Annotated in this window: 25 protein-coding genes; 7 read left to right on the top strand and 18 right to left on the bottom strand. The window is 68.5% G+C overall.

The features are described from left to right. Positions 1 to 12: 12 nt before the first annotated feature. From N8888_RS13645 to N8888_RS13635, 3 genes are all read right to left on the bottom strand, one after another. A complete protein-coding gene (locus tag N8888_RS13645) occupies positions 13 to 195 on the bottom strand; it encodes a hypothetical protein (protein ID WP_053519936.1) in 183 nt (60 codons plus the stop codon). Between the two features lie 11 nt (positions 196 to 206). Continuing rightward, positions 207 to 464: a YkgJ family cysteine cluster protein gene (locus N8888_RS13640; protein ID WP_430542988.1), complete on the bottom strand. Its 258-nt coding sequence runs from the start codon at positions 462 to 464 to the stop codon at positions 207 to 209. Between the two features lie 265 nt (positions 465 to 729). Continuing rightward, positions 730 to 2,091, bottom strand: coding sequence for an Hsp70 family protein (locus N8888_RS13635; RefSeq protein WP_263175226.1), 1,362 nt, complete (start codon positions 2,089 to 2,091; stop codon positions 730 to 732). A 167-nt stretch (positions 2,092 to 2,258) separates the two neighbouring features. Here N8888_RS13635 and N8888_RS13630 point away from each other — a divergent pair, with 167 nt between their 5' ends. Then, a complete protein-coding gene (locus N8888_RS13630) occupies positions 2,259 to 2,594 on the top strand; it encodes a zinc ribbon domain-containing protein YjdM (RefSeq protein ID WP_053519938.1) in 336 nt (111 codons plus the stop codon). A gap of 7 nt (positions 2,595 to 2,601) precedes the next feature. Here the strand turns inward: N8888_RS13630 and N8888_RS13625 are convergent, their stop codons facing one another. Continuing rightward, positions 2,602 to 3,750: a transglutaminase domain-containing protein gene (locus tag N8888_RS13625; RefSeq protein ID WP_263175225.1), complete on the bottom strand. Its 1,149-nt coding sequence runs from the start codon at positions 3,748 to 3,750 to the stop codon at positions 2,602 to 2,604. 229 nt (positions 3,751 to 3,979) lie between these two features. On the opposite strand from N8888_RS13625, the gene N8888_RS13620 reads away from it, so the two are divergent. From N8888_RS13620 to N8888_RS13605, 4 genes are all read left to right on the top strand, one after another. Further along, the gene (locus tag N8888_RS13620; protein WP_263175224.1) at positions 3,980 to 4,582 is read left to right on the top strand and encodes an HD domain-containing protein; all 603 of its coding nucleotides are present in this window, start codon (positions 3,980 to 3,982) and stop codon (positions 4,580 to 4,582) included. 50 nt (positions 4,583 to 4,632) lie between these two features. Further along, the gene (locus N8888_RS13615; RefSeq protein ID WP_065174857.1) at positions 4,633 to 4,806 is read left to right on the top strand and encodes an oxidoreductase-like domain-containing protein; all 174 of its coding nucleotides are present in this window, start codon (positions 4,633 to 4,635) and stop codon (positions 4,804 to 4,806) included. Further along, positions 4,803 to 5,420, top strand: coding sequence for a DUF998 domain-containing protein (locus tag N8888_RS13610; RefSeq protein WP_053519940.1), 618 nt, complete (start codon positions 4,803 to 4,805; stop codon positions 5,418 to 5,420). The genes N8888_RS13615 and N8888_RS13610 overlap by 4 nt, the downstream gene beginning before the upstream one ends. Positions 5,421 to 5,513: 93 nt before the next feature. Beyond that, positions 5,514 to 6,857: a virulence factor family protein gene (locus N8888_RS13605; RefSeq protein ID WP_253118657.1), complete on the top strand. Its 1,344-nt coding sequence runs from the start codon at positions 5,514 to 5,516 to the stop codon at positions 6,855 to 6,857. Positions 6,858 to 6,909: 52 nt separating this feature from the next. On the opposite strand, the gene mprF is transcribed toward N8888_RS13605, so the two are convergent. Then, positions 6,910 to 9,474, bottom strand: coding sequence for a bifunctional lysylphosphatidylglycerol flippase/synthetase MprF (gene mprF / locus N8888_RS13600; protein ID WP_065174859.1), 2,565 nt, complete (start codon positions 9,472 to 9,474; stop codon positions 6,910 to 6,912). 158 nt (positions 9,475 to 9,632) lie between these two features. Here mprF and N8888_RS13595 point away from each other — a divergent pair, with 158 nt between their 5' ends. Continuing rightward, entirely contained in the window at positions 9,633 to 9,980 is a 348-nt protein-coding gene (locus tag N8888_RS13595; protein ID WP_049426796.1) for a RidA family protein, read from the top strand. A 49-nt stretch (positions 9,981 to 10,029) separates the two neighbouring features. Here the strand turns inward: N8888_RS13595 and rnfB are convergent, their stop codons facing one another. The 13 genes from rnfB to trxA all read right to left on the bottom strand — a co-directional run bounded on the left by rnfB (position 10,030) and on the right by trxA (position 23,774). Next, entirely contained in the window at positions 10,030 to 10,443 is a 414-nt protein-coding gene (gene rnfB / locus N8888_RS13590) for an Rnf electron transport complex subunit RnfB (RefSeq protein WP_080375344.1), read from the bottom strand. A gap of 25 nt (positions 10,444 to 10,468) precedes the next feature. After that, the gene (locus N8888_RS13585; RefSeq protein ID WP_053519943.1) at positions 10,469 to 11,059 is read right to left on the bottom strand and encodes an HAD family hydrolase; all 591 of its coding nucleotides are present in this window, start codon (positions 11,057 to 11,059) and stop codon (positions 10,469 to 10,471) included. Between the two features lie 75 nt (positions 11,060 to 11,134). Beyond that, on the bottom strand, positions 11,135 to 13,213 hold the full coding sequence (gene metG / locus N8888_RS13580; protein ID WP_263175223.1) for a methionine--tRNA ligase: 2,079 nt from the start codon (positions 13,211 to 13,213) through the stop codon (positions 11,135 to 11,137). 102 nt (positions 13,214 to 13,315) lie between these two features. Continuing rightward, a complete protein-coding gene (locus tag N8888_RS13575) occupies positions 13,316 to 13,759 on the bottom strand; it encodes a DUF2147 domain-containing protein (RefSeq protein ID WP_053519945.1) in 444 nt (147 codons plus the stop codon). Between the two features lie 148 nt (positions 13,760 to 13,907). After that, positions 13,908 to 14,312, bottom strand: coding sequence for an SMU1112c/YaeR family gloxylase I-like metalloprotein (gene gloA2 / locus N8888_RS13570; RefSeq protein ID WP_053519946.1), 405 nt, complete (start codon positions 14,310 to 14,312; stop codon positions 13,908 to 13,910). Continuing rightward, complete coding sequence (locus tag N8888_RS13565; protein WP_263175222.1) at positions 14,309 to 15,379, bottom strand: serine hydrolase domain-containing protein; 1,071 nt, start codon at positions 15,377 to 15,379, stop codon at positions 14,309 to 14,311. The genes gloA2 and N8888_RS13565 overlap by 4 nt, the downstream gene beginning before the upstream one ends. A gap of 16 nt (positions 15,380 to 15,395) precedes the next feature. Next, positions 15,396 to 17,327: a DUF885 domain-containing protein gene (locus N8888_RS13560; protein ID WP_263175221.1), complete on the bottom strand. Its 1,932-nt coding sequence runs from the start codon at positions 17,325 to 17,327 to the stop codon at positions 15,396 to 15,398. 94 nt (positions 17,328 to 17,421) lie between these two features. Continuing rightward, the gene (locus N8888_RS13555) at positions 17,422 to 18,207 is read right to left on the bottom strand and encodes a queuosine precursor transporter (RefSeq protein WP_263175220.1); all 786 of its coding nucleotides are present in this window, start codon (positions 18,205 to 18,207) and stop codon (positions 17,422 to 17,424) included. Further along, on the bottom strand, positions 18,204 to 18,887 hold the full coding sequence (locus N8888_RS13550; RefSeq protein ID WP_263175219.1) for a DUF502 domain-containing protein: 684 nt from the start codon (positions 18,885 to 18,887) through the stop codon (positions 18,204 to 18,206). Before N8888_RS13550 ends, N8888_RS13555 begins: the two co-directional genes overlap by 4 nt. A 54-nt stretch (positions 18,888 to 18,941) precedes the next feature. Next, positions 18,942 to 19,394 carry a DUF4442 domain-containing protein gene (locus N8888_RS13545; protein WP_053520130.1) on the bottom strand — a complete coding sequence of 151 codons (453 nt, stop codon included), beginning with the start codon at positions 19,392 to 19,394 and terminating at the stop codon, positions 18,942 to 18,944. An 81-nt stretch (positions 19,395 to 19,475) separates the two neighbouring features. Continuing rightward, positions 19,476 to 21,101 (bottom strand): CHASE2 domain-containing protein, encoded by a 1,626-nt coding sequence (locus tag N8888_RS13540; RefSeq protein WP_263175218.1) that lies wholly within the window; start codon positions 21,099 to 21,101, stop codon positions 19,476 to 19,478. Beyond that, on the bottom strand, positions 21,098 to 22,762 hold the full coding sequence (locus tag N8888_RS13535) for a FecR family protein (RefSeq protein WP_231108664.1): 1,665 nt from the start codon (positions 22,760 to 22,762) through the stop codon (positions 21,098 to 21,100). Before N8888_RS13535 ends, N8888_RS13540 begins: the two co-directional genes overlap by 4 nt. A gap of 154 nt (positions 22,763 to 22,916) precedes the next feature. Next, on the bottom strand, positions 22,917 to 23,774 hold the full coding sequence (gene trxA / locus N8888_RS13530; protein WP_053520124.1) for a thioredoxin: 858 nt from the start codon (positions 23,772 to 23,774) through the stop codon (positions 22,917 to 22,919). 123 nt (positions 23,775 to 23,897) lie between these two features. Between trxA and N8888_RS13525 the strand changes: the two genes are divergently transcribed. Beyond that, on the top strand, positions 23,898 to 24,500 hold the full coding sequence (locus tag N8888_RS13525; RefSeq protein WP_065181828.1) for a DUF998 domain-containing protein: 603 nt from the start codon (positions 23,898 to 23,900) through the stop codon (positions 24,498 to 24,500). Positions 24,501 to 24,589 lie beyond the last annotated feature (89 nt).

Raw genomic sequence — 24,589 nt, 5'->3', positions numbered from 1 at the left:
GGTCAGGGAGGGTCAGCTGGCTTTCTTCAGCGCCCAGGTCGTACCCAGCACTTCGATCTTGCCACCGGCCTTGCGGAAAGCGGCCAGGTCAGACGCGATCGAGTCGCTGCTGACCACAGTACTGGCGGCTGCACCCTTGCGTTCGCTACGGATGCTGTTGTTAGCCTTCGCGGGGGTCTTTGCCTTGCGGGGCATGGTTGCTCCTGTCAGGTGGAAGGGGAGGAAAGCGCACAGGCATCGGCCTGGCGCAGGTAATCCTGCCGCTCGCGGCGGCAGTCATCGCCGCCCATCGAAAACTGGCGGCAGATCGCCGGGCGCTGCGAATAGATCGTGCAGCGCAGGTGATAGGGATCGATCGCCGCGCACCAGCCTTCCTCGTTGCGCGCCATCACGGCCTGGCCGTGGGCGTCGCGCGCGAGGAACTGGCCGGGCACGTGGTCGCCGGGCTGCAGCAGTACCGGCAGCCGGCAACAGACCGCGTCACAACGGCGGCAGTCGATGGGTGCAGGTGCGGCGTCAGGTTGTAAGGCCACAGGGGCCTGGCGGGTGCCCAAAGCGGGTCTCGATGGCGGCTCGGGTGATGCGCGGCCATGAACGAGCCAGGAAGGCACGGCCGCAAGACCCGCGTGGCGGGCCGCGCTGCACCCGGAACACACACCGGCAGGGCCGATGGAAGGTACAGCTGTGGATCAAGCCTACCGAGGGTAGCAAACCCTGCGTAACGTTTTGTTAATCCCGGCTGGCTGCGGCCAGCGCCAGGCCTTGTACCACCCCGAGTGAAGGCTCCCCGTGGACCATCCGGGCACCCGGAAACGCGTCCGCCACGGCCTGGCGCAGGTAACCCGCACGGGACATGCCACCGGTCAGGAACACCGCGTCCGGGTCGCCGCCGATGTCGCTGCGCACCTGGGCGAGCAGCGTGCGGATCTGTTCCAGGTAGCCATGGGCCGCACTGGCCAGGCCCTCGGCACTGCTGTCGGCGTGCAGGTCGCGGCCGATGTAGTCCAGCGTGCTGCGGTGCGTGGCAGAACTGCTCAGGGCGATCTTGGCGCGCTCGACATCACGGTACAGGCGCGCGGTGTTGCCGGTGTCCTGCAGTGCCTGCAGGCGCGGGCCCCAGGGTGCGTCGACCGCATCGTAGTTGTGCTGGCGGAAGTCGCGCTGGCGGGTCATGTCCTGCACGGTGGCGGCTTCCACGTAGTGGTGGGCGGGCACGCGGGTGATGCCACGACCGAACAGCGGCATGTAGCTGGACAGGCTCAGGGCCAGGTCGATGTCGGTGCCGCCACGGGCGATGCCCCAGGCACGGTGGATATGCGGGGGCACTGGTCCCCCCACTTCGGCATGGGCGATGTCGGTCGTGCCACCGCCGATGTCGACGATCACGGCCTGGTGCCGTGTCGCGCTTCCGGCGTGATAGTGCATCGCCGCTGCGGCAGGTTCTTCCAGGAAATCGATGCGGTCGAAGCCGGCCTGCGCCGCCGCCTCGCGCAGGATGTCCAGCGCCTGCGCGTTGCCGGCCTCGCCGATCGAGCTGCGGAACTGCACGGGGCGGCCGAGCAGGGCGGTGCGCAGCGGCTGGCCGAGCTGCGCGCTGGCGGTCAGGCGGATGTGCTCAAGGATATGCGCGGCAATGCCGGTGATGGTCTGCTTCGCGCGCGGGTGCAGGTTGTAGCCGAGCATCGACTTGGGGCTCTGCACGAGGTTGCCTTCATGCTCCTCGAAATAGGCTTCCAGCGCGTCATCGCCGTAGATCGCGTTCTGCAGCAGGTCGCTGGCGCTGCGCGCTTCGCGGGCACGGGCTTCCATCCATTCGCGGCGCAGTGCGCGCAATGCTTCGCGGCGCAGCGCCTGCGGCGGGCGCTCCTGGCCGGCAGCGCGGGCGGCACGCGCCGCGCTGTCGATCATCTGCTCCAGCGCATGCTGTTGGCTGGTATCGGGCTGGAAGTCGTCCGGATCGGGTACCACGCCTGGGAAGTAGACGCTGGTGCGGAACTGTTCGGCATCGCCGAAGCGGATCGGCAACAGGCGGCCCTCGTGCACGATGGCGGCGGCAGAATTGCTGGTACCGAAGTCGATGCCGAGGCGCATGCGGAATTCCAGGGACGGACAAGGGCCGCGCACTCTGCTGCAGTTTGCGGTCCGCTGCAAGCGCCCGCCGGCCAGCTCGGGCGGGCAGGGGGAGCGGCCGCGGGAGAACGGGTGAAAAGAGCGGGCGGTTACAATGGCGGCCGTTGATTCATTTTGAGGTACTTGCAATGTCGTCCGTTCCCGCCTGTCCGCAGTGCACCCTGGAAAACACCTATGCCGATGGCGCGCTGTGGATCTGCGCCGATTGCGGCTTCGAATGGACCGCCGAGGAGGGCGCGGGGCAGGCGCTGGTCGTGCGTGACAGCAACGGCAACACCCTGCAGGCCGGCGACACCGTGACCGTGATCAAGGACCTGAAGGTCAAGGGCTCCTCGATTCCGCTCAAGCAGGGCACGGTGATCCGCAACATCCGGCTGGTCGAGGACGATGCGGAGCACATCGAAGGCAACTCGGACAAGATCAAGGGCCTGGTGCTGAAAACCTGCTTCCTCAAGAAGGCCTGACGGGCCCTCAGCGCCTGGCCTGCTGCTGCGCCCGCCAGCGGGCCAGGCTGTCCAGCTTGGCCTGGTAGCGGGCCTGCTGCGGCGCCCCGCCGAGTTCCTGGGCCCGTGTCAGTTCCTTGTCGGCGCGGGCCAGCTGGCCGGCGAGGAAGTACACCCTCGCCAGGCCGAAATGGAACTGGTGTGCGGCATCGTACAGGCGCACGGCCCGGCGGTAGCAGCGGATGGCCTCCGCCAGGTCGCCCGCGCGTTCGGCGCGGGCCCCGAGCATGTACTGGGTAAACGGATCCTCGCGCTGTACGGCGCGCAGGCGGCGCTCCAGCTGCTGCGCTGCTGCCACCAGGCCCAACCGCCGGTAAAGCGCACTGGCGTTGTTCAGTGCCGCATCCTGACGGCCGTCCAGGCGCAATGCCATTTCCAGCGCACGACGTGCGCCGACGGTGTCTCCCTTCCGGTTGTCCAGCACGCCCAGGTTGTTCCAGGCCGGTGCGAATCGCGCGTCCTGCGCCACCGCTGCATCGAAGAACACCCGGGCACCATCCAGATCGTCGCTGGCCATGCGTTCGGCGCCACGATTGTTGTAGAAGTGCGCCAACGCACGGGCACGGTCGATCGGCTGCGGGCCGTGGCGGTCGTACAGCACGTTGCGGTCCAGATCGACCGTGCCGAAGCGGCCGCCGACGTCGACCCCGGCATTGACGTGGCCGACGCTGTAGACCACGCCCTGGTCCTGCTCCTGATACCAGGACACCACGCTGCCGACTTCCTGCACCCGGGCCTGGATGCCGGCCTCGCGTGCCAGCGACACGAACAGCAGCGTGAATGCCAGGCAGTTGGCGCGGCGGTACTGCCAGACTTCGCCGACGGTATAGGTCGCGTCGGCGTCGTACTGCAGATCCAGTCCCTGCCGATCGAAGATCATCTCCACCAGGGCCTGCAGGCGCTGGTCGCGCGAGTGGCTGCGCGCGATCACCTGTCGGGTCAGCATCGCGCGCAGCGCCGGCGGAATCGCCAGCACTTCGTCTGCGGTCGGCACGCTCGCTGGGGCGGGGCGGTACTGAGCGGCCGGTGCGGCGGCAGGACCGTCCAGGGCGACGGCGGCCGGCGCTGCCAGCGCGAGCAGGGCGAGCAGCAGGAATCGGGTGGCAGGACGTTGCATGGCAATTCCCGGCAGCGGCGGGCGCATCCGCCTGCCGCCGAGTGTAGTCCTGCCCGTGCGCCCGTGCATCGACCGCCGGTCGGCGGCGCGGTCATCCACAGGCGATGTGGACCAGCGCTCGGCAAAGCTGTGGACAACTGTGCTCCGCCCTTGCCGGACGGCGGCTGCGAGTGCGTGGTGAATTATTGTCCAGCTTGCTGGCCGGGGCGTCTGGCAGGATCATGCCGGCATGGACTTCGCCCCGATCCCGCTCGATCCGGCGCAGTGGCAGGCGTTGCAGGACCGATATGCCACGCCGCCACGCGCGTACCATCACTTTGGCCACGTGCGCGCGGTGCTGCAGCACTGCCAGGACGTCGCCGATGGACCGGGTTGGCGGCAGCCCGCCGAGGTCTTTCTGGCCGCGCTTTACCACGATGCGGTCTACGAGGCGGGACGCAAGGACAACGAGGCACGCTCGGCGGCACTGGCCGTGCAGGCCATCGCGCAGGAGCCTGCGCTGGCGGGAATCGACGCCGCCCGCGTCGAGCAGCTGATCCTGCTGACTGCCCGTCATGGCGAACTCGGTCCTGCGGATGTCGACGTCGAAGCGGCGCTGTTCCTGGATTGCGACATGGCGATCCTGGGCGCGCCTGCACCGGTGTTCGATGCCTACGATCGTGGTGTGGCCGAGGAGTACCAGGGGGTGGTCCCGGGTTTCCTGTACCGCGCCGGCCGCCGCCGCTTCCTGCAGGGATTGCTGCGCACACCGCGGATCTTCCTCAGCGACTTCTTCCACCAGCGCCTGGATGCCGCGGCACGCGCGAACCTGCGCCGCCGGCTGGACACCTGAGCGGGGCAGTTACACTGGCGGCCTGCATCTGCAAGGTAGCGCCGCCCACCGTGTCCGTTCCCGATCCTGATCCCCGGCCGACCGCACCGGAAGAACCTGGTCCCAACGAGTGCTGCGGCAGCGGCTGCCCGCTGTGCGTACTCGATCTGTATGCCGAAGAGCTGCAGCGTTACCGCAAGGCGTTGGCCGAATGGAAGGCGCGCCACCCGGAGGCCACGCCATGACCGGAGCGCGTCCGGCTGCGCTGCTGGCCCTGGTGGCGCTCCTGTTGTTCGTGGCGACGGCCCTGTGGACGCAGTTCGCGCGCGCTGATCTGGATTGGATGCGCGCGACCCTGAGCCTGTACCTGCACGGTCCCTGGGGTCTGGCGCTGCGCGCCGCCTACTGCCTGCTGGCGGTGGCGATCGCCGCGCTCGGCATCGCGCTCTATCGTCACAGCGTGGGGCCCCGCCGCAGCGCGGCCGCGCCGCTGCTGTTCACCGTGTCCGCCCTGGGCCTGGCGACGGTCGCCATCGGCGACAGCTGGCTGCCGCAGGCGACGCCGCTGCTGGCGCCGCTGGTGCATGGCGTGGCTGCCAACACGGCCTTCCTGTGTGCCAGCGTCGGCATGCTGCTGCAGGCGTGGTACCTGCGTCGCGAGCCGGGCTGGCAGCGCAGTGCTGCCCTGCTGTGGGGCTGGGCCTGGCTGGCCTTCGCGTTGCTGTGGCTGCATGTGCTCTGGCGTGACGGGCCGCCGCGCGGGCTGGGGCAGAAGCTGGTGATCGCCGTGATCGTCGGCTGGCTGCTCTGGCTGGCCGTCACCCTGTACCGGCGCGGTCTGGCGCGCACACGCGCCTGAACCCTGGCCGCGGGCCCGGCGAACGGCCGTGACCGGTACGTGTCGTGCACGCGGTGGCGGCGTATCGTGTGCGCATTCCACTGGGGTTGCGACATGACGCGTGCAGGGTTGGGCAGGGCGATGGGACTGGTGATGGCACTGGCGGCGTTGCCGGCGGTGGCCGCGGCATCCGTGCAGCAGGTCAGCCATGGCCGATTCGAGCAGGTGCCGGTGCATCTGCCGGCGGGAGTGCCGCAGCGGGTGGTGATCTGGTTCCACGAAGGTCCCTATGGCGCTGCCAGCCTGGCGCCGATCGAAGCACTGCGTGCCGACGGTGCGCTGGTGGCGGCGGTGGATGTGGCGCACCTGCGGGGCGTGCTTGAACGCGAAGGCGACAGCACCTGTTCGTTCGGTGCTGGCGACGTCGAGAATTTCTCGCGCTGGGTGCAGGCGTTCCTGCACCTGCCGGGATATCACCTGCCGCTGGTCGGCGGCGATGGTGAGGGTGCCGAGCTGGCCTACAGCCTGGCCGCACAGGCCGACACCCAGGTGTTCGCCGGCCTGCTGACCTCCGGTTTCTGTCCCGACCATGCCCACGAACGCATGGTCTGCGGAGACGGCGTCAAGGAGGGGCGGCTGCAACCGGCCGAACTGAACTTTCCCTGGTTGAATGCCATCGGCGATATGGGCTGCAGGGGCCAGGGCGCGGGTCCGTTCGTGCAGCAGGTCGCGATGGCGCGCGGATTCAAGCGCAGCGCCCGCGGCGATGCCACGCCGGGACTGGTGGCTGCCGCGCGGGTGATCGGTGCGCAGGCCGGCATCAGCCTGGCACCGCCGCCGGCGGCGTTGAAGGGCCTGCCCGTGGTGGAAGTCCCCGCGCACGGTGACGGCGATACGCTGGCGATCTTCGTCTCCGGTGATGGCGGCTGGGCGGGACTGGACAAGGACGTGGCCTCGTCGCTGGCCGAACACGGCGTGGCCGTGGTGGGCATCGATTCGCTGCGTTATTTCTGGAGCGAACGCACGCCGGAGGGGTTTGCCGCTGACCTGCAGAAGATCATCGACCACTACCGCCAGCAATGGCGGCGCGACAAGGTGATGCTGATCGGCTTCTCGCAGGGCGCCGACGTGCTGCCGGCCACCATCAACCGGCTCGATGCCGGCAGCCGCGAAGCACTCGAGCGCATCGTGCTGCTCTCCGTGGGGCGGAAGGCCGATTTCGAGTTCCATGTCAGCAACTGGCTGGGCGGTGGCGGCGATGGCCTGCCGATCGCGCCGGAAGTGGCCAGGCTGCCGGCGGCCAAGACCCTGTGCGTCTATGGCGACAAGGATGAGGACGCGCTGTGTCCGGACCTGCCTGCGAACGAGGGCGTGCGCAGGATCCGGTTGCCTGGCGACCACCATTTCGGTGGCGACTACGATCGTCTGGCCGAGGTCATCCTCAAGGGCGGCACGTAATCAGCACACGCCTGCAGGAGCAGCGCCGGGCCATGCCCGGCGGTCGGGTGGCTCAGCCGCGGCGTGGATCCAGCGAAATCAGGCGGGTGGCGTCCAGCAGGGCTGCCGGCAGGTGCATGCCACCGGGCGCCGCCAGGTAGCGCGGGCGCCACTGCGGATCGAACTTCGACTTGAAGCGGCGCAGGCCACTGAAACCATAGAAGCGCTCACCATGCCGTGCCAGCAGGCCGGCAAGACGATTCCAGCGGCCCGCCAGGCGATGCTGGGCCAGCCCAGACAGGGGCGCCATGCCCAGCGAGAAACGCGCATGGCCCTGCGCCCGGCCCCACAGGAACAGTTCGATGAACAGGAAATCCATCGTGCCTTTCGGCGCGTCGCTGACGTGCCGCATCAGGTCCACCGACAGCTCGGCACCGGCTGGCGCCTGCCACAGGTTGGCGAAGGCGACGATCCGACCTTCGGCCTCGACCAGCGCGACCGGGAACCGCACCAGGTAATCGGGATCGAAGCTGCCCAGCGAGAATCCTTTCTCGTCACCGGACTTGTCTTCCAGCCAGGCATTGGAGATCGCATGCAGGCGCGGCAGCAGGCTGGGGACCTCTTCCACCGGCGCCACCCGGAACGACAGGCCACTGCGCTTGCCCCGGTTCCATGCCTGGCGCAGGTCGGCGCGTTCGCGGCCTTCCAGACCGAAGTCGTGCAGCGGCACGATCGCTTCCTCGCCCAGCTTGACCAGGCCCAGGCCGAGATCCAGATAGGTCTGCCAGTAGGCTTCGCCCACCTGGTAGAACACCGGGCGCAGGCCGAGGCGGTCGGCTTCCTCACGGAAACGCCAGATCAACGCACGTGCGACCTCCGGCGGGCCGACCGGATCACCCATCGCGATCAACGAGCCGCCGTAGCGCTGCATCATCACGAAGCCCTGCCGGGCATCGTCGCGCAGCACTGCCTTGTCGGCGGTCAGCACCAGGCAGGCCTGGGTGTCGGTGGCGCTGGCCAGCACCGGTGCCAACGCCTGCAGCGTGGCTTCGTCAGCGGCCGGCAGCGGGCTGCGCGTGCTGTGCAGCAGGCGGGCGAGGCCGAACATCACCAGGGCGATGGCTACCACCAGCAGCGCACGCAGCGCACGCGGTGCGTTGCCGGACAGTGCGAACTGCCACCAGAGTTCGTTCTGGTACTCGACATGGCTGTACGTGAAGAACAGCAGCCAGGTGACCGCGACCAGGACCAGCCCCAGGTTGCGCAACCATGGCCACGACCATGCCTCATCCAGCAGCGCACCCTGGCGGTAGAACTCACGGCGTGCGGCCCACAGTGCCATCGCGACCAGTACGGCCGATACCGCGATCAACGGTTGACCGCCGCGCAGCCACAGCGGCAGCGGCGTGATCACGCAGACCGCCATCGCCAGCATCCAAGCGGCGTGGCTGCGCCGGGCCAGGCCCTGGCCGATCAGCAGCAGGGCGACACCGCCAAGACTGCCGATCAGGTGCGATGTTTCCAGGATCGGCAGCGATGCATTGAGCAGATGGCGACGCGGGGTCGGCAAGGTGCCATCGATGACCAGGGCGGCGCCGATGCTGAAAGCCGCCAGCGCGATGATCTGCGGCAGCCAGGGGCGCAGCGCGTTCCAGCCGGCGCGGGTGGCGCCGGCGCTGGCCCGCAGCGGTCGCCGCAGTGCAGGCGCAAGCGCGAGCACGGTGGCCAGCAGCAGCGGCAGGACGTAGTAGGTGACGCGGTAGATCAGCGCGGCCGCCAGCACCGCCGCCGGTGCCACCTGCGGCAGCAGCTTGAGCAGGCTCCACTCGAACACGCCCAGGCCGGCCGGAACGGTCGAGACCAGGCCTGCCAGCACCGCCACCAGGTACAGGCCGACGAAGCCGGGAAGCCCGGTGGGCGTGGAGTCCGGAAGCAGCACGTAGAACGCTGCGCTGGCCAGCACCAGTTCGATCACGCTGAGCGCGGTGACGCCGAGCATGGTCAGCCGGTCGGGCAGCCACAGGGCGTGGCCGAACACACGGAACTGGCGTCCGCTGCGGCCGACCAGCAGCACCGTGGCCAGATAGGCGAGCAGGGCGGCAATGCCGACCGCGCGCACGGCGCCGGAATCCAACGGCAGCGCCAGCGCCGCCGCTGAGGGTTCCAGGCATAACGCCAGGCCGATCAACAGCCATGCACCGAACATGAAACCGAGCGTGCTCATCAGCACGACCTGGCCGATCTGGGCCAGATCCAGCCCGGCACCGCGATAGCCCCGCAGGCGCACCGCGCCGCCGGTCAAGGCCGCAAAGCCGACGGTCTGGCCCAGGGTGTGGGCGAGAAACGCGGTGATACCGATGCGCGCGGGATGCACGCGGATGCCGCTGCGTCGCAGGCCGATGGCATCGAAGCCGATCAGGCAGGCATAACTGGCCAGGCCCAGCGTCACGGTCAGTGCGATCTGCGTTGCGCTGAGTGCATGGAACGCCTGGCGGATGGCGCGGTAGCCATGTTCGTCGAACTCGCCGGCCAGGCCATGCAGGGCCAGGGCCAGGATCAGCAGGGGAACGAAGATGGTAAGCAGCCGCTTCCAGACCGGGATGGACGGAGCGGTTGCGGGATCGGAAGGGACGGTCATCGGCGCAAGGGTGCGGCAGGGAGGGCGAGGGCGGTGTCAACGCGGGCGTGGCGCATCGTGCGCCTCTCGAAGGCATTTGAACAGCGGTGGTGCAGGAGCCCCACCCGCCGCCGGTTTGGAGGACAATGCAGGCCTGATCACCCGCAGGAGCCACGCCCATGATGGAGCGTTACGACGTCGGACCGCGCATGTCCGAAATGACCGTGTACAACAAGGTTGCCTACCTCTCCGGCCAGATTCCGGAGGACACCAGCCAGGACATCACCGGACAGACCCGGCAGGTGCTGGCCGAGATCGACAAGCTGCTGGCACTGGTCGCCAGTGATCGCCAGCATGTGCTGCGCGCGGAAGTGTTCCTGGCCGACATGGCCGACTTCGACGGCATGAACAAGGCATGGGACGAATGGGTGGTCGAGGGTGCGACCCCGGCCCGTGCCACGGTCGAAGCCAAGCTGGCACACGCCGAGTGGAAGGTCGAGATCGTGGTGACGGCGGCCGTGCCGTAACGGCGGGCGGGTGTCAGCTCCCTTTCCTGCCGGAAGGGAGCTGGCACCGCTACCTTTCCCGCAGCACGATGCAGTCCACCGGACACGGTGGAATGCACAACTCGCAGCCCGTGCACAGGTCGGCGATCACGGTATGCATGTACTTCGCGCCGCCGACAATCGCGTCCACCGGGCAGGCCTGGATGCACTTGGTGCAGCCGATGCAGTCGGCCTCGACGATCACCGCAACCTGCGGCGCCTTGTGTTCGCCGCGCGTACGATCAAACGGCAGTGCCGGCACACCCAGTACCTGGGCCAGTGCACGCGCGCCCGCATCGCCGCCCGGCGGGCAGCGGTCCACGCCCGCCTCGCCGCGCGCCATCGCCTGCGCATAGGGGCGGCAACCGTCATAGCCGCATTGTCCGCATTGCGTCTGCGGCAACAGTCGGTCCAGGCGTTCGGTCAGCGGCGGAATCAGGCTCATGCGTGGCGAAGGCTGCGCGTATGGATCACTTCAGGGGTTTGCCACGGAACCAGCGTTCGTGGGCGAGGGCCAGCATCGGCCGGTCCTCTGCGCTGTCGCCATAAGCGTGGATGCGCGTGTAACGCGACAGATCGAAACGGCGACGGATCTGCTCGACCTTGCGAGGACCGCAATCGCCGCCGTGGTAACGGCCGGTCAGGCGTCCGTCTTGGCTTTCAAGGCGGTTGCAGATCAGTTCAAGACCCAGCGTTTCGCACCAGGGACGCAGGTACAGATCCAGCGAACCGGACACGACCACCACGGTGTGCTGCTGTTCCTTGTGCCAGCGGATCTGTTCCAGCATTTCCGGGCGCACCACCTCGGGCAGGAATTCGCGCGAGAAGCCGGTGGCCAGCGCTGCGATGTCGTCGGCGTGGCGCTCGCTGAAGGTGAGGCGGGTGACGCGGGCGCGGATGCGTTCGGCCGAGATCAGTTTCAGCCGGTACGCCGCCAGCCACGGACCCACCTTCCACCACGCCTGCGCAAGCTGCTCGGCGGTGGCCACGCGGCGCAGGAAGCGGCCATAGGTATCGCAGGTGGTGACGGTATGGTCGAAGTCGAACAGCGCCAGTTCCATTCCGATGCCTCCCGTGGTGCGTCCCGTCGTTGCCGTGACCGGCGGGAGCGGCCGTGGCCGCACCCGCGCAGTGCATCAGCGGACCGGCATACCCGGCTGCGCGCCGCTGTCGGCGTCCAGCAGCGCCAGCGCGCCACCATCGAAACCTGCCGACAGGATCATGCCTTCACTCAGGCCGAAGCGCATCTTGCGCGGGGCCAGGTTGGCGATGAACACGACGCTGCGGCCGACCAGCGCTTCCGGCTCGCCGTAGCTGGCACGGATGCCGGAGAAGATCTGCCGTTTGCCCAGTTCGCCGGCATCCAGCTCGAAGCGCAGCAGCTTGTCCGAACCCTCCACGAACTCGCACACCAGCACCTTGCCGATGCGCAGGTCGAGCTTGGCGAAGTCGTCGATGCCGATGTAGGCCGGTGCCTCGGCGCTGGCCGTTGCGGCACTGGCCGGCACGGCAGCCGCCGGCTTGGCAGCGTCGGCCTTGGCGGCGGGGGCAGCGGCGGTCGGCTGCAGGGTGTCCTTGGAGGCGTCGATCATGGCGTCAATCTTCTTCGGGTCGATACGGGTGAACAGTGGGGTGTAGTCAGCGATTCGATGGGCCAGCAGCGGCTGCGCCAGGTCGGTCCAGTCGGCCACTGGCGCGGCCAGGAACGCCTCGGCCTGGGCGGCGGTGGAAGGCAGTACCGGCTTCAGTGCGGTGACCAGTACACGGAACAGGTTCAGGCCCTGGCTGCACACGGCCTGCAGCTGCGCGTCGGCTCCTTCCTGCTTGGCGATCACCCACGGCTTGACGTCGTCGATGTAGCGGTTGGCTTCGTCGGCCAGGGTCATGGTCAGGCGGATCGCCGCCGCCGGATCGTTGCGCTCGTAGGCTTCGCGGATCGGCGCCAGGCTGTCGATGAAGCGCTGGTACTGGGCGGCATCGGGCAGCTGCGCGGCGAGCAGGCCATCGAAACGCTTGCTGATGAAGCCGGCGCAGCGGCTGGCCAGGTTGACGAACTTGCCGACCAGATCAGCGTTGACGCGGGCAACGAAGTCACCCAGGTTCAGGTCGAGGTCGTCGACGCCACCGCCGGACTTGGCCGCGTAGTAGTAGCGCAGCGCTTCCGGTTCCAGTCCTGCATCGAGGAAGGTGCGCGCCATCACGAAGGTGCCGCGCGACTTGCTCATCTTGGCGCCGTCAACGGTCAGATAGCCGTTGACGTGCAGGCGGGTCGGCGCGCGGTGGCCGGTGCCGTGCAGCACCGCCGGCCAGAACAGGCCATGGAAATTGACGATGTCCTTGCCGATGAAGTGGTGCAGCTCGGTGGCGGTGTCGGCGCGCAGGTGGGCTTGGAAATCCTCGCCGAGCGTGCCGCACAGGGTCTGGAAGCTGGACAGGTAGCCGATCGGCGCGTCCAGCCAGACGTAGAAGTACTTGCCCGGATGGCCCGGGATCTGGAAGCCGAAGTACGGCGCGTCACGCGAGATGTCCCACGCGCGCAGGCCGCCCTCCGCGTCCAGCCACTCCATCAGCTTGGCTTTCACCCCGGGCAGCGCGACGTCGCCGGCCAGCCATTCGCGCAGGAAGCCCTCGAAGCGGCCGACCTCGAAGAAGAAGTGCTCCGAATCCCGGATCTCGGGCGTAGCGCCGGAGATCACCGATTTCGGCTCCTTCAGATCGGTGGGGCTGTAGGTCGCGCCACAGACTTCGCAGTTGTCGCCGTACTGGTCGGCGCTGCCGCAGTTCGGGCAGATGCCCTTGATGTAGCGGTCCGGCAGGAACATGCCCTTGGCCGGGTCGTAGAACTGGGCCACCGAACGGCGGCTGATGTGGCCGGCCGCTTCCAGCTTCAGGTAGAACGCCTCGGTCAGCGCCTGGTTGGCTGCCGAATTGGTCGAATCGTAGTGATCGAAGGCCACGCCGAATTCGGCGAAATCACGTTCGTGGCTGGCCTGGATGCTGGCGATGAAGGCCTCCGGGGTTACCCCGGCCTTCTCGGCTGCGAGCATGATCGGCGTGCCATGGGTGTCATCGGCGCAGACGAACCAGGTCCTGCCGCCGCTCATTCGCCGTGCACGCACCCAGATGTCGGCCTGGATGTAGCCGACCAGATGGCCCAGATGCAGCGGGCCGTTGGCGTAGGGCAGGGCGGTGGTGACGAGCGCGGTACGGGTCATGGTCGCGGGGTGAAGCCGAGGGGAACCGCAGATTATCGCATGCCCGCAACGAGGTGACCCGGCCGGGGCCGGGTCACGGGAATGCACGGACGGGCCGGTGGCTTACTCGCGTACCCAGGTCTGCGCCCGGCAGATGAAGGCGATGCAGCCGGAGACGTCCAGCTTGTTGCCACCCGGCTGCAGTTCCATCTTCGACTTGTAGGTCTTGCCGTTGGCGGGGTCGAGGATGGTGCCGCCGGACCACTTGCTGGCGCCGTCGGCCTTCAGGTTCCAGAGGATGGTCATGCCCTTCACCGGTTTGTTCCTGTTGGCACCCTCACAGCCATCGCAGACCGGGTTCGGACCCTTGTCCGAGTGCAGGATGTCCACCACCTTGCCGGACAGCGTGCCGTTGGCGGCCTGGCTGATCTCGACGATGGACTTCACCTGGCCGGTCTTGTCGTCGATGGTCTTCCAGCGGCCGGCCGCGCCATCGGCGGCCTGCGCCGAGAGCGCCGCCAGGCACAGCGGCAGCGCCAGCAGCAGGGTCTTGAAGGTCTTGCGCATGGTCCCCTCCCAGGGTTCATTCCGGCACGGTGCCGGTACACGCCGACTGTATACCCATTCGGCGGGGTATGGGGAAGGGGGTGCCGGGTCGAGCAGGTGAGTGGGGCCAGATCCTTTCCCGATGGAAAAGGGATCTGACCCCAAGCCATCAGCCGACTTCGTAGAGTTCCAGCGGCAGGCCGTCCGGGTCGGCGAAGAAGGTGAAGCGGCGGCCGGTGTATTCGTCCACGCGGACCGGTTCGCAGTCCACGCCGCAGCTGGCCAGGCGCTGGATGAATGGCTCCAGCGCGGCCACGCGGAAGGCCAGGTGACGCAGGCCCTGTGCCTCCGGGCGGCTGGGCCGGGGCGGTGGTGACGGGAACGAGAACAGTTCCAGCTGGCCGCCATCGGGCAGTGCCAGGTCCAGCTTCCACGAATCGCGCGCGGCACGGTGGTTCTCGGCCAGTACGCGCAGGCCGAGGATGCGCACGTAGAAATCCTTCGAGCGCGCATAGTCGCTGCAGATCAGCGCGGCATGATGGATGCCCAGCAGGGCGGTCGGATCGTCGGTCATTGCAGGATGTCCAGCCAGCGCTGGGCGATCTTCAGCGCCAGCGGATAGGGTTCGGGGTCGTTGCGGTTGCTCAGCACGATCACTGTCAGATGCCGGTCCGGATAGCGCAGGATGACGTTGCGGAAGCCGATGCTTTCGCCGCTGTGCCACTGCATGCGGCCGTTGAGGCGCCAGCCGAAGCCGTAATGCGGTACGTCCGGTTCGGTGGTTGCGGTGGCCGGGCTGAACATGGCCCGCCGCGATGCGGCTGACAGCAGGCGGTCGTCGTACAGTGCGGCATCCCAGCGGGCGAGGTCGTCCAGCGAGGAATAGATGCCACCATCACCCAGCATGGCACTGGTGGTGCTCTGGTCGGTGCGCTGCCAGCGACCGTCGAGCCAGCTGTAGCCGTAGGCCCGCGCAGTGACCATATCGACGCCGTCCTGGTGGGCGACGGTGTGGGTCATGTGCAGCGGGCCGAAGATCCGCTGCTGCAGGAAGGTGGCGAAATCCTGGCCCGACGCGCGCCCGACGATCAGCGCCAGCAGCGCATATCCGCTGTTGCTGTAGCGGTACGCAGTGCCCGGTGTGAAATCCAGCCGGTCCTCGCGTGCGAGCAGCGCCAGCACGTCCGCATCGTGCACCTGGCGGCTGTCGGCGGGGTCCATCAGGCCCTCATAGTCGGGCAGACCGCTGGTATGCGACAGCAGGTGACGGAGGGTGACGGAGGACGCCGCAGTGGGAAGTTCCGGCAGCCAGCGTCGCACTGGCTGGTCCAGGCCCAGGCGGCCCTCTTCCACCAGCAGCAGCACGGCGGCGGCGGTGAACTGCTTGCTCACCGAGGCCAGCCGGAAATTGCTGGCCGCGGTCACCGCGGTGCCATCTTCCACCACCGCCAGGCCGTACCCGCGGCGGAACACCGCCTGCCCGTCGTGCAGCACCAGTACCGCTGCTCCCGGCACCTGGCCATCGTAGGCCTGCATCAGGCCATCGATGCCCGCATCCGGCGGCATCACCGCCGGTGCGGCAGGCGCGGCATGCGGCAGCAGGGCCAGTACGGCAGCGAACACGACGGTGGCGGGACGCATGAGGGCTCCGTGGCGATCAGGGGGTGGGCGCGGACCCCGGCGGTTGTGACAGCCATCGTTCCATCTTCCGCTCCAGCACGTCCAGCGGCATCGAGCCGTCCTTCAGCAGTTCGGCATGGAAACGGCGCAGGTCGAATGCCGCACCCTGGCGTGCCTTGGCCTTGTCGCGCAGTGCCAGCAGGGTCGTCAGGCCGGCCACATTGGACAGCGCCTGCGCGGGCTGGGCCATGATCCGCTCCACTTCGGCATTGGCATCATCGCTGCTCATGTCCACGGTCTTCTGCAGGTAGGCGACGGCCTGCTGCTTGCTCCAGCCCTGGGCATGCACGCCGGTGTCGGCGACCACGCGCGCTGCGCGCAGCAGGCGCGAGGAGAGATAGCCGATGCGGTCGTAGGGATCGGTGTAGACGCCCAGCGTTTCCCCCAGCGTTTCCGAGTACAGGCCCCAGCCTTCGATGAAGGCCAGGTCGCCGCCGGCACGCCGGAAGCGCGGCTGCTTGGCCAGCTCCTGCTGCAGACCCAACTGCACGTGGTGGCCGGGAATGCCTTCATGCAGGTACTGCACCGGCACGTTCCAGCGCTTGCGGCTGGGCAGGTCGCGGGTGTTCACATACAGCACCCCGGCCTCGCCGGGCTGTGTCGGCTGGTAGGAGGCCGCGGCCGCGGTGAGCGCACGCTCGGGCTCCACTGCACGGATGTCCAGGGCAGCCTTCGGCAGCGTGTCGAGCACCTGCGGCAGGCGCGTGGCGACCTGCTGCTGCACCTGGCGGTAGCGGCCGAGCAGCGCGTTGGCGTCGCCATACTGGAACTGGCGATCACTGCGCATGCTGCGCAGAAGCTTGGTCGGCGTGCCGCGCAGCTTCGCATCCTTCATCACTGCGGCGATCTGCGCCTGCAGCTCCTGCACGCGCTGTTCGCCGAGCGCATGCCATTGCGCGGGTGTCTGTTCGCTGGCCGTGGTCTGCACGATCAGGTTGGCGTACCACGCCTGGCCATTGGGCAGGGCGCCCAGACCGCTGCTGGTCCGCGTGGCCGGCAGGTACTCGGTGGCGATGAAGCCGCGCAGGGCGCGGTAGGACGGCATGATGCGCAGTTCGATCATGCGCTTGTACTCGGCACTGATGCGCGCCTTGTCCTCGGCGGAAATCGACTCCGGCATGGTCCGGATCGGCGACCAGAAGATGCTTTCCTCGGCGGTCGGCTTGATCACCGCATCCAGCTGCGGCAGCACTTTTTCCATCAGGTCGCGCGGCTGCACCACACCGGCCTTCATGCCCTGGCGCATGTTGTCGATGGCCTGGTCGAACAGCGCCGGAATGCCCAGCGAGCGGCGCGACCAGGTGTCGTAGTCCTGCACGGTATTGAACGGCTGCGCACCCGCGCCGGCACCGAGAATGGCCATGATGCTGCCGACGTTGTAGTACTGGCTGATCGGCATCATCCAGCTGGGATACGGCTCGGCGGCCAAGGTCGCGCGCGCGTCGCGCACGAAGATCTCGTAGCTCAGCAGGTCCTGGCCCTGCAGGCCGTCGCTGCCGATCTTCTCGACCTTGCCCAGCCACTCCACGGTGAAGTCATGCGACTGCTGGCGCCACGCCGCGGACAGGATGTTCGGCAGCTGGTCGTTGTAGCGGGTTTCGCCCTGGAAGGTCGCCTGCAGCGGGTTCAACCGCATCGACGCATCCCAGTATTCGTCATAGAGGCGCTCCAGCTGGACCGTTTTGGGCACAGTGCGGGCGGCGGCGACCGGGCGCGCGGGGGAGCGGGTGGCGCTGCGTGCCGGTGCGGTGGCGCGCGCGCTGGGCCGCGCCTTGGGCTTGGCCGCCGGACGGCTCTGCGTCGCAGCGGGCCGGCTGGCCTTCTTCTTTGCAGCTTCGGCCGACGGAACGGCGCTGAACAGGAACAACGCGGCAATGGCGGCGGCCAGGGCGCGGGTGGAATACGGCATCAGGAGCTTCCGTGGAACACAGACCGTGGAGCTTGCACGATCCGGCCGCGTACGGCCAGCGCGGGGGCGCAGTCAGCTGGCGCCCGCTGGGCCTTCAGTCAGCCGCGGCCGCAGTGCGAAGCGCGGCCGCGCGCTCGACACCCAGGTATCGGGTGATCGCACGCCGCATCAGGTACAGCAGGGGAATCAGGGCGATCGCAAAGCCCATCTTGTAGACGTAGTTGACGCTGCTCACCGCAAGGAACAGCGATGTCGGCCACTGCTGCGGGCCGAGCACGAAAGCGATCCAGATCACCACGAAGCTGTCCACCAGCTGCGAGACCGCGGTGGAACCGGTAGCGCGCAACCAGACGTGGCGCTCGCCGGTGGCCTGCCGGATCCTGTGGAACACGGCCACGTCGATCAGCTGGCCGAGCAGGAAGGCCACCAGCGAACCAGCAATGGTCCACATGCCCTGGCCGAACACCGCGGCGAACGCGGCCTGGTAGTCGGGCACGCCATGGGCGTTCATCGAGGTGACCCACCAGCTGGCCGGCGCCAGCGAGATCGCCGCGAAAGCGAACAGGAAGCCGTAGGCGATCAGCACCACCGCCAACCACGAGATGAAACGCACCCCGCGCTTGCCGAAGAACTCGTTGATGGTGTCGGTCATGATGAACACCACCGGCCACAGCAGTGTGCCGGCGGTGAAGCTCAACGATCCGGTCTGGCCGAACAGATTCCAGTTCAGCGGGTCGATGCCGAGCGTGTCTTCCAGCGCGAAGATCTTCACTCCGATCAGCTCGGCCAGCACGGCATTGCCGCAGAAGAACGCGGCCAGCACGATGAACAGCAGGACCGCGCGGTCCTGCAGCGGGCGCTCGACCGGCGTCGTGCTCATTCGGTGCGGTCGCCCGCGCGGGTGAACGGCACGCTGGCTGGCGCCACAGCACCACCGGAAATGATGAAGCTCATCGCCTGGTCCACGGTCCAGTCGGTGGGTGTGAGCAGTTCCACCGGCACGATTTCAAGATAGCCGGAGGTCGGGTTCGGCGTGGTCGGCACGTACACCGCTGCCAGTTCGCGGTCGGTACCGTGTTCCTTGATCACCCGCGTGACCAGGCCGACCGACTTCATGTCGCGGTGCGGGAAGTCGATCAGCACGACGCGCTGCGTGCTGCCGGGTTCGGTCTGCAGCATGTCCAGCAGCTTCTTGGCGCTGTCGTAGATGATGCTGGCCAGCGGGATCCGCTTGATCACCGCACCGATCCAGCGCAGCAGGCGCTGGCCGAGCACGCGGCGGCTGGCCACGCCCACGGCCAGGATCACCAGCAGCGTCGCCAGCAGCGCGATGGTGTTCTGGATCCACTCCGCGCGCACCCAGCCCAGGTAATGCGGGAAGCTGGTCGCGATCTGCTCCGACAGGGGCACCACCAGCGGGCTGGAGATGCCCGACAGCAGCACGAACACGAATTTGACCACGACCCAGGTGAGCCAGATCGGCAGCAGGGTCAGCAGGCCGGTCAGGAACAGGCGCTGCAGGGAGGGGCGGGGGACCAGGGAGGGGGCTTCGAGCGACATGGGCGCATTGTAGCGGCCAGCGCTTGCCGATGATGCGGGGGAATGCGGCCGGGATCAGCGTGCGTGCGGCTTCAGCCGCAGGTAGACCTGCTTGCGCACCTGGGCGACCACCTCGCCGCTTTCGTCGACCACCTCGTTGCTGAACCAGCGCAGCACTTTGCCGCCGCCGGCAGCGTCGGCGCGCAGTTCGTCCAGCAGCGCATCGTCGATGCGGAACGATGTGCGCACGGTACCGCGCCCCGGCTTGAGGAAGTCGATCGCGCCGGCGCGGTCCCACACGTAGTAGTCGCGGCCGAGAATATGCAGCAGGCCCAGCATCCAGAACGGGTCGGTCATCGCAAACAGGCTGCCACCGAAGTGGGTGCCCACGTAGTTGCGGTTCCAGGGGCGCTGGCGCAGCTCGACGTCGATCTGCCGGTAGTCCGGGCTGACCCGGGTGACGTGGATGCCGGTGAACAGGAAGGGCGGCCACAGGTTGATGCCGAAACGGAACAGGCGGGCGTTCATGTGCATCGCGAGGGCGGAGGGCGGGCCCCAAGTCTAACCATTCGCATGCGTATGTTGTAGCTGTGCGCGGCGCGGCGCGTGTCACCCTGCGGCGTCGATCACGTAGCCGTCGCGACCATTGGCCTTGGCCTGGTACAGCGCCGCGTCGGCACCTTCCACGAAATGGTGGGGTTGCAGCTCGCCGTTGGGGATGCGGGTATAGACGCCGATGGTCAGGGTGATGCCGCCGCCATGGCCTTCACCCGGTGCGGGCAGGGCGCGGATGCTCTGGATGAGGCCTTCGATCACCTGCCGCGCGCCCTCGGCCGGCGTATCCGGCAGCACCAGCGCGAACTCGTCACCGCCGTAGCGTGCCGCCTTGTCGCGCGGGCGACGCGCGTGGGCGGCGATCTGCCGCGCCACTTCGCGCAGTACGCGATCGCCGACCTGGTGACCGTGACGGTCGTTGTGGTGCTTGAAGTGATCGACGTCGATCAGCGCGAGCGTGAGCGGCTTGCCGCTGCGCCGTGCGGCATCGCATTCCTGCTGCAGCGACTGTTCGAAACGCAGCCGGTTGCCCAGGCCGGTCAGCGCATCACGGTTGGCCAGCCGGTGCCAGGCCGCGATCCGCCATATCGCCCAGGCCAGCAGCACCAGCACGATGCCCAGCATCGCGCTGGCCGGTGCCCACCACAGGTTGCCGGCGCGCAGCAGCGCCCAGCTCAGCAGCGGGGCCAGCGGCAGCGAACAGAGCGCCGTCAGCCAGGGCAGGCGCAGGCCGAGGAGGATCACGCACAGCGCCACCAGCAGGCCACCGATGGCGTCCTGGCAGAGCCGTGGCAGGACGTGGATCTGCCTGCCCTGCAGCAGCATCGAGGCGATGTTGGCCTGGTACTCGCTGCCGCTCATCCAGTACTCGCGCGTGGTCGGCGTGAGCAGGCGCGGGGCGATGCCGCTGGCGGTCATGCCGACCACGATGCGGCGCCCATGCAGCATCGCCATGTCCACGTGGCCCTCGAGCACGTCGGCATAGGACACCTGCGGCAATCGTTCCGGCGGGCCGGCGTAGCGCACCCGCACGTAATCGTCGCGGCGCCACTGATAAGGGGAATCGACCTCCGGCTCGGGATCCGGCAGGCCGTCGATCGCGCTGGCGGGCAGTCCGGCCAGGGCCAGGCCCAGCGCAGGCCAATGCGGCTGGCCGATGCCGGCGCGCAGGTACACCCCACGGGCGACGCCATCGCCATCCACTTCGACATCGCTGTGGCCGATCGCCGCAGCGCTGGCCGCGATCAGTGGAATGGGCAGCAGTTCCTCGGCCATGCGGTCGCCGGCTGCCGGCGCCGCCAGTACGGGCAGTACGACGTGGCCATTGCGCCGGATCGCGGCGGCCAGGATTTCGTCCTGGCGGCTGTCGCGGCGGTCGGGTTCTGACAGCATCAGGTCCAGTGCGATGCGTTCGGCGCCGGCGTCGGTAAGGCGATCAAGCAGGCGCGCATGGACCGAGCGCGGCCATGGCCATTGGCCGATGCGCTGCAGGCTGCCTTCGTCGATGGCGATGATCAGCACGCTGGGGTCGGGTCGATAGTCCCAGCCGCCGACCATCGCGTCGTAGGCCGCTTCATCCTGGCGCCACAGCCACTGGCCATGGCTGGCCACGGCCGTCAGCACACCGGCCAGCACGGCCAGTGCGATCCGTCGGGACCATGGAAGCGGCGAACGCCTCATAACAACAGCCAGAGCAGCAGCGCACCGCCGCCGCCGGCGCCGTAGCACAGGCGGCAGGGCAGCTTGACCTGCTGCGCGGGCGAGAAATCGCCTGCGTGCCCGTCGTCGTCGATGTACTGCACGCGCACGTGCAGGGTGCCGCTCCATGGCCGCTTGAAGCTGACCTGGGGCTGCTCGACGGTTTCATCGAGCATCGGGCTGGCGAAGTCGCCACGACGATCCACCTGCACGCGGTAGCGCTGGCCTTCGCTGCCGGCCTGCCAGCGCAGGGTCAGTTGGCCATGCGCCGCCTCGGGCGGCTGCAGGGCAGGGTCCACCGGTTCGTTGGTCAGCTGCAGTGGCAGTGCTTGTCCATAGCGCCCCTGGTGGCCGTTGTCATCGCGCGAGGCAACGCGCCAGTAGTACTGGCCCGGCGGCAGGGGCTGCGCCAGGCGCAGGTCGGTACCGGTGCTGGCCTGCTCCTGCAGCGGCTGCGTGAACGTCGGTTCTGCAGCGACCTGCAGCACGCTGCTGCTCGCGCCCGGGGCCTGGGTCCAGCGGAACCGGGGGCGATCGCTGTTGACGGTCTGGCCGTGCAGCGGAGAGACGGTCAACGGCGGCGGCGGTTGGTCGCTGAGTTCGAAGTCGGCACTGGCGTCCAGGCCCTCCACGCCCTGTGCGTCGACCGCACGCAGCAGCACACGCAGCTCGCCGGGCGGCAGATCGCCGATCGCCAGTCGCGTGTCGGCGGTGGTGGCGGCGAACAGCAGGATTTCCGGCGTGGCCGCCTGCACCACCTCCACCCGGTAGTGGTCGGCCCCGGCGACCGGGTCCCAGGCCAGCAGGCTCGGCAGGGGGGCCAGTCTCAGCTCATCCTGGCGCAGCGTCGGCGCCGGCAGCAGCGCGGCCACGGCGGCGGGCGCCTTGTCGGCGCTGGCGTTGCGGCTGGCCTGGCCCGGACGGACAAGGCGCTGGCCGTGGGTGTTGGCGACCTGCACCCGTCCTTCCAGCACTTCGGTGGCACCGATCCGGCCGGCATCGCCATCGCCGGCGCTGACGCGGAAGACCGTGCCGCGCACGCTGCTGGTCGCCGTCGGTGCATCGATGATGTAGCGCGATGCCGGGCCGCGTGCCGGGGTGACCCGGTTGCTGGCGCGGCCCTGCTGCAGGCGCAGGCGGGTATCGACCATGCCGGTGCGGCCGTAGCGGCTGAGCTGGTCCAGGCGCAGGCGCGAATACTCGCGCAGCTGCAACCGCGAGGCATCGGCGAATTCGAGGGTGATGCTGGAGTCGCCTTCGGTTTCCACGGTGTCGCCGATGCGCAGCTGCTCTCCGGCCCGCACCGCGCGGGTGGCGCTGCCATCGCCGCCCACCAGCCCGACCTTGCCGCGCACGGACAGGACCCGTGCCGGCGCAGGCTCGGTGCGCAGCCAGCTGATCGGGAAGCGCAGCAGCTGGCCCGGCGGCAGCTGATAGGGATTGGCGATGCGGTTGTGCTGCTGCAGCTGTTGCCAGGGCACGGAAGGCTTCAGGTACAGGCCACCCAGGTCCCAGAGGGTGTCACCGGGACGGACCCGGTAGTTCCAGTCCTGTGCGGCGGCGATGGCCGGCAGCAGCAGGAGGGCACACAGCAGGACACGTTGGAGACGCGTAATGAAAGGCGAAGTGCGGACGAAGGTCACAGTTTGCAGTCCCGGCAATGCGGAGGCGCAGCAGCAAGACCCAATGGCCCCGACCCTCATCCCCCCCGAATGGATCGCGGCGGCCGAACGGCCGCCATCGATCACATTATCGCCCGCGTTCAGTGCAGGGATTCTGAACGGGACAGGCTTCCGTTCAGAACAGCAGCGAGGCCATCTTCCTGCGGTACTGCCCGACCAGGTCCTCGTCGGAGATCACATTGAAGGCGTCGATCAGGGTCCTGCGCGGCAATCCGTCCTCGAAACCGCGGTCGATCCGCAGCATTTCCAGGAACTGGGCCAGGGCCGCCTCGTCCTGGCCCTCCAGCAGCAGCTGCACGCCCCGCAGATGGCGCGCCTTGAGGTCGCTGCCATCGGCGGCGATGCGTGATTCGAGCACCTCGGCGGCCGGGGCGTCCTTGAGTGCGGACGCGAAGGCCAGGCGTGCACGGGCGCGCACGGCGCGGTCGTCGGTGGCCAGGTTGGCCGGCAGGCGGTCGATCAGCGTACCGGCTTCATCCACGCCGCCGATCTGCAGCAGGGCCAGGGCCAGGTCGAGCTTCAGCTCGTCCTTGTCCGGTTCGGCGGCGATCTGCGCGCGCAGCACGTCCACCTGTGCCTGTGGGTCCAGCGGTGCTTCCTCCTCGCTGACCGTATCGCCGACATCGGCGGGGACGATGCCGTGCTGGGCCAGGAACTCGCGCAGTTGGCCCTCCGGGATGGCGCCGGGGAAGCCGTCCACCAGCTGCCCGTCCTTGACCAGGAACACGGTCGGCACCGAGCGGATCTGGAAGGCGGCAGCGATCTGCTGTTCCTTGTCGACATCGACCTTGGCCAGCTCAAAGGCGCCGTTGTACTCGCCGGCCAGCTTTTCCAGCATCGGTCCCAGCGTCTTGCACGGACCGCACCAGGTGGCCCAGAAATCGACCAGCACCGGCGTCTGCAGCGACTTCTGCAGGACTTCGGCCTCGAAGGTCGCAGTGGTGGCGTCGAATACGTAGGTCGTCTCGGTCATGGAGGAGGCATCGCTTGGCATCTGGAGAGGGATTCTATGGTGGCGGAACCTGTCCGTCTCAACCCGGGCCGCTGCAAATGGCCGACAATGCGGCCTTCCTGTTGCCGCTGTCGTGGAGCCTGCATGTCGTCGCCGTCCCCCTTGCTGCGCCTGTCGGGCGTGATCGCCGCACTCGTCTTCGTGGCTGCGGTCATCGGCTTCGGTGCCGGCCTCGACGGCTATGCGCAGGCCCGCCACCCGGTGGCGTTGCTGGGCGCGCAGGGGATGCCGCATGCCCTGGGCTTCAATCTGCTGGGCTTCATGCTGCCGGGCCTGCTGGCGGTGGTGGTGGCCGAATGCCTGCGCCGGCAGCTGCCGGCCACCGCGGGCTGGGCCCCGCGTGTGGGCAGCCAGATGCTGCTGCTGGCCGGCCTGGCGTTCGCCGCCATGGGCGTGCTGCCGCTGGATGTGGATGACCTGCACGGGCTGGCCAGCCAGCTGCATGCCAGCGCCTGGATGGTATGGGTGCTGGGCTTCGTTGCCGGCGCCCTGCTGCTGGGCACGGCGCGCCTGCGCGACACACAGGGCCGGGCATTGGGCGGGGTGGCGCTGGCCTGTGGTGTGGTTGCCGCGTTGGCAGCCTTCGCCCTGCAGGGCGTGCTGCCGGCGCCTCTGTCGCAGCGGCTGGCCTTCGCCTGCTGGGCGGTCTGGCTGGCGTTGGCGCTGCCGCTGTCGCGGGCCCGTTGAGACGGTCGCGGGGCCGCAACCGGGCCCACAGCCGTCGGACAGGATTGGAGACGTTTGCCGCACTGCGGTACGCTGTACCGCTTTGCCGC

Source organism: Stenotrophomonas maltophilia (assembly GCF_025642255.1).
Taxonomy (GTDB): Bacteria; Pseudomonadota; Gammaproteobacteria; order Xanthomonadales; family Xanthomonadaceae; genus Stenotrophomonas; species Stenotrophomonas maltophilia_P.
The sequence above is the reverse complement of the archived record's forward strand: the minus strand, read 5'-3'. Positions and strand labels throughout refer to the sequence as shown.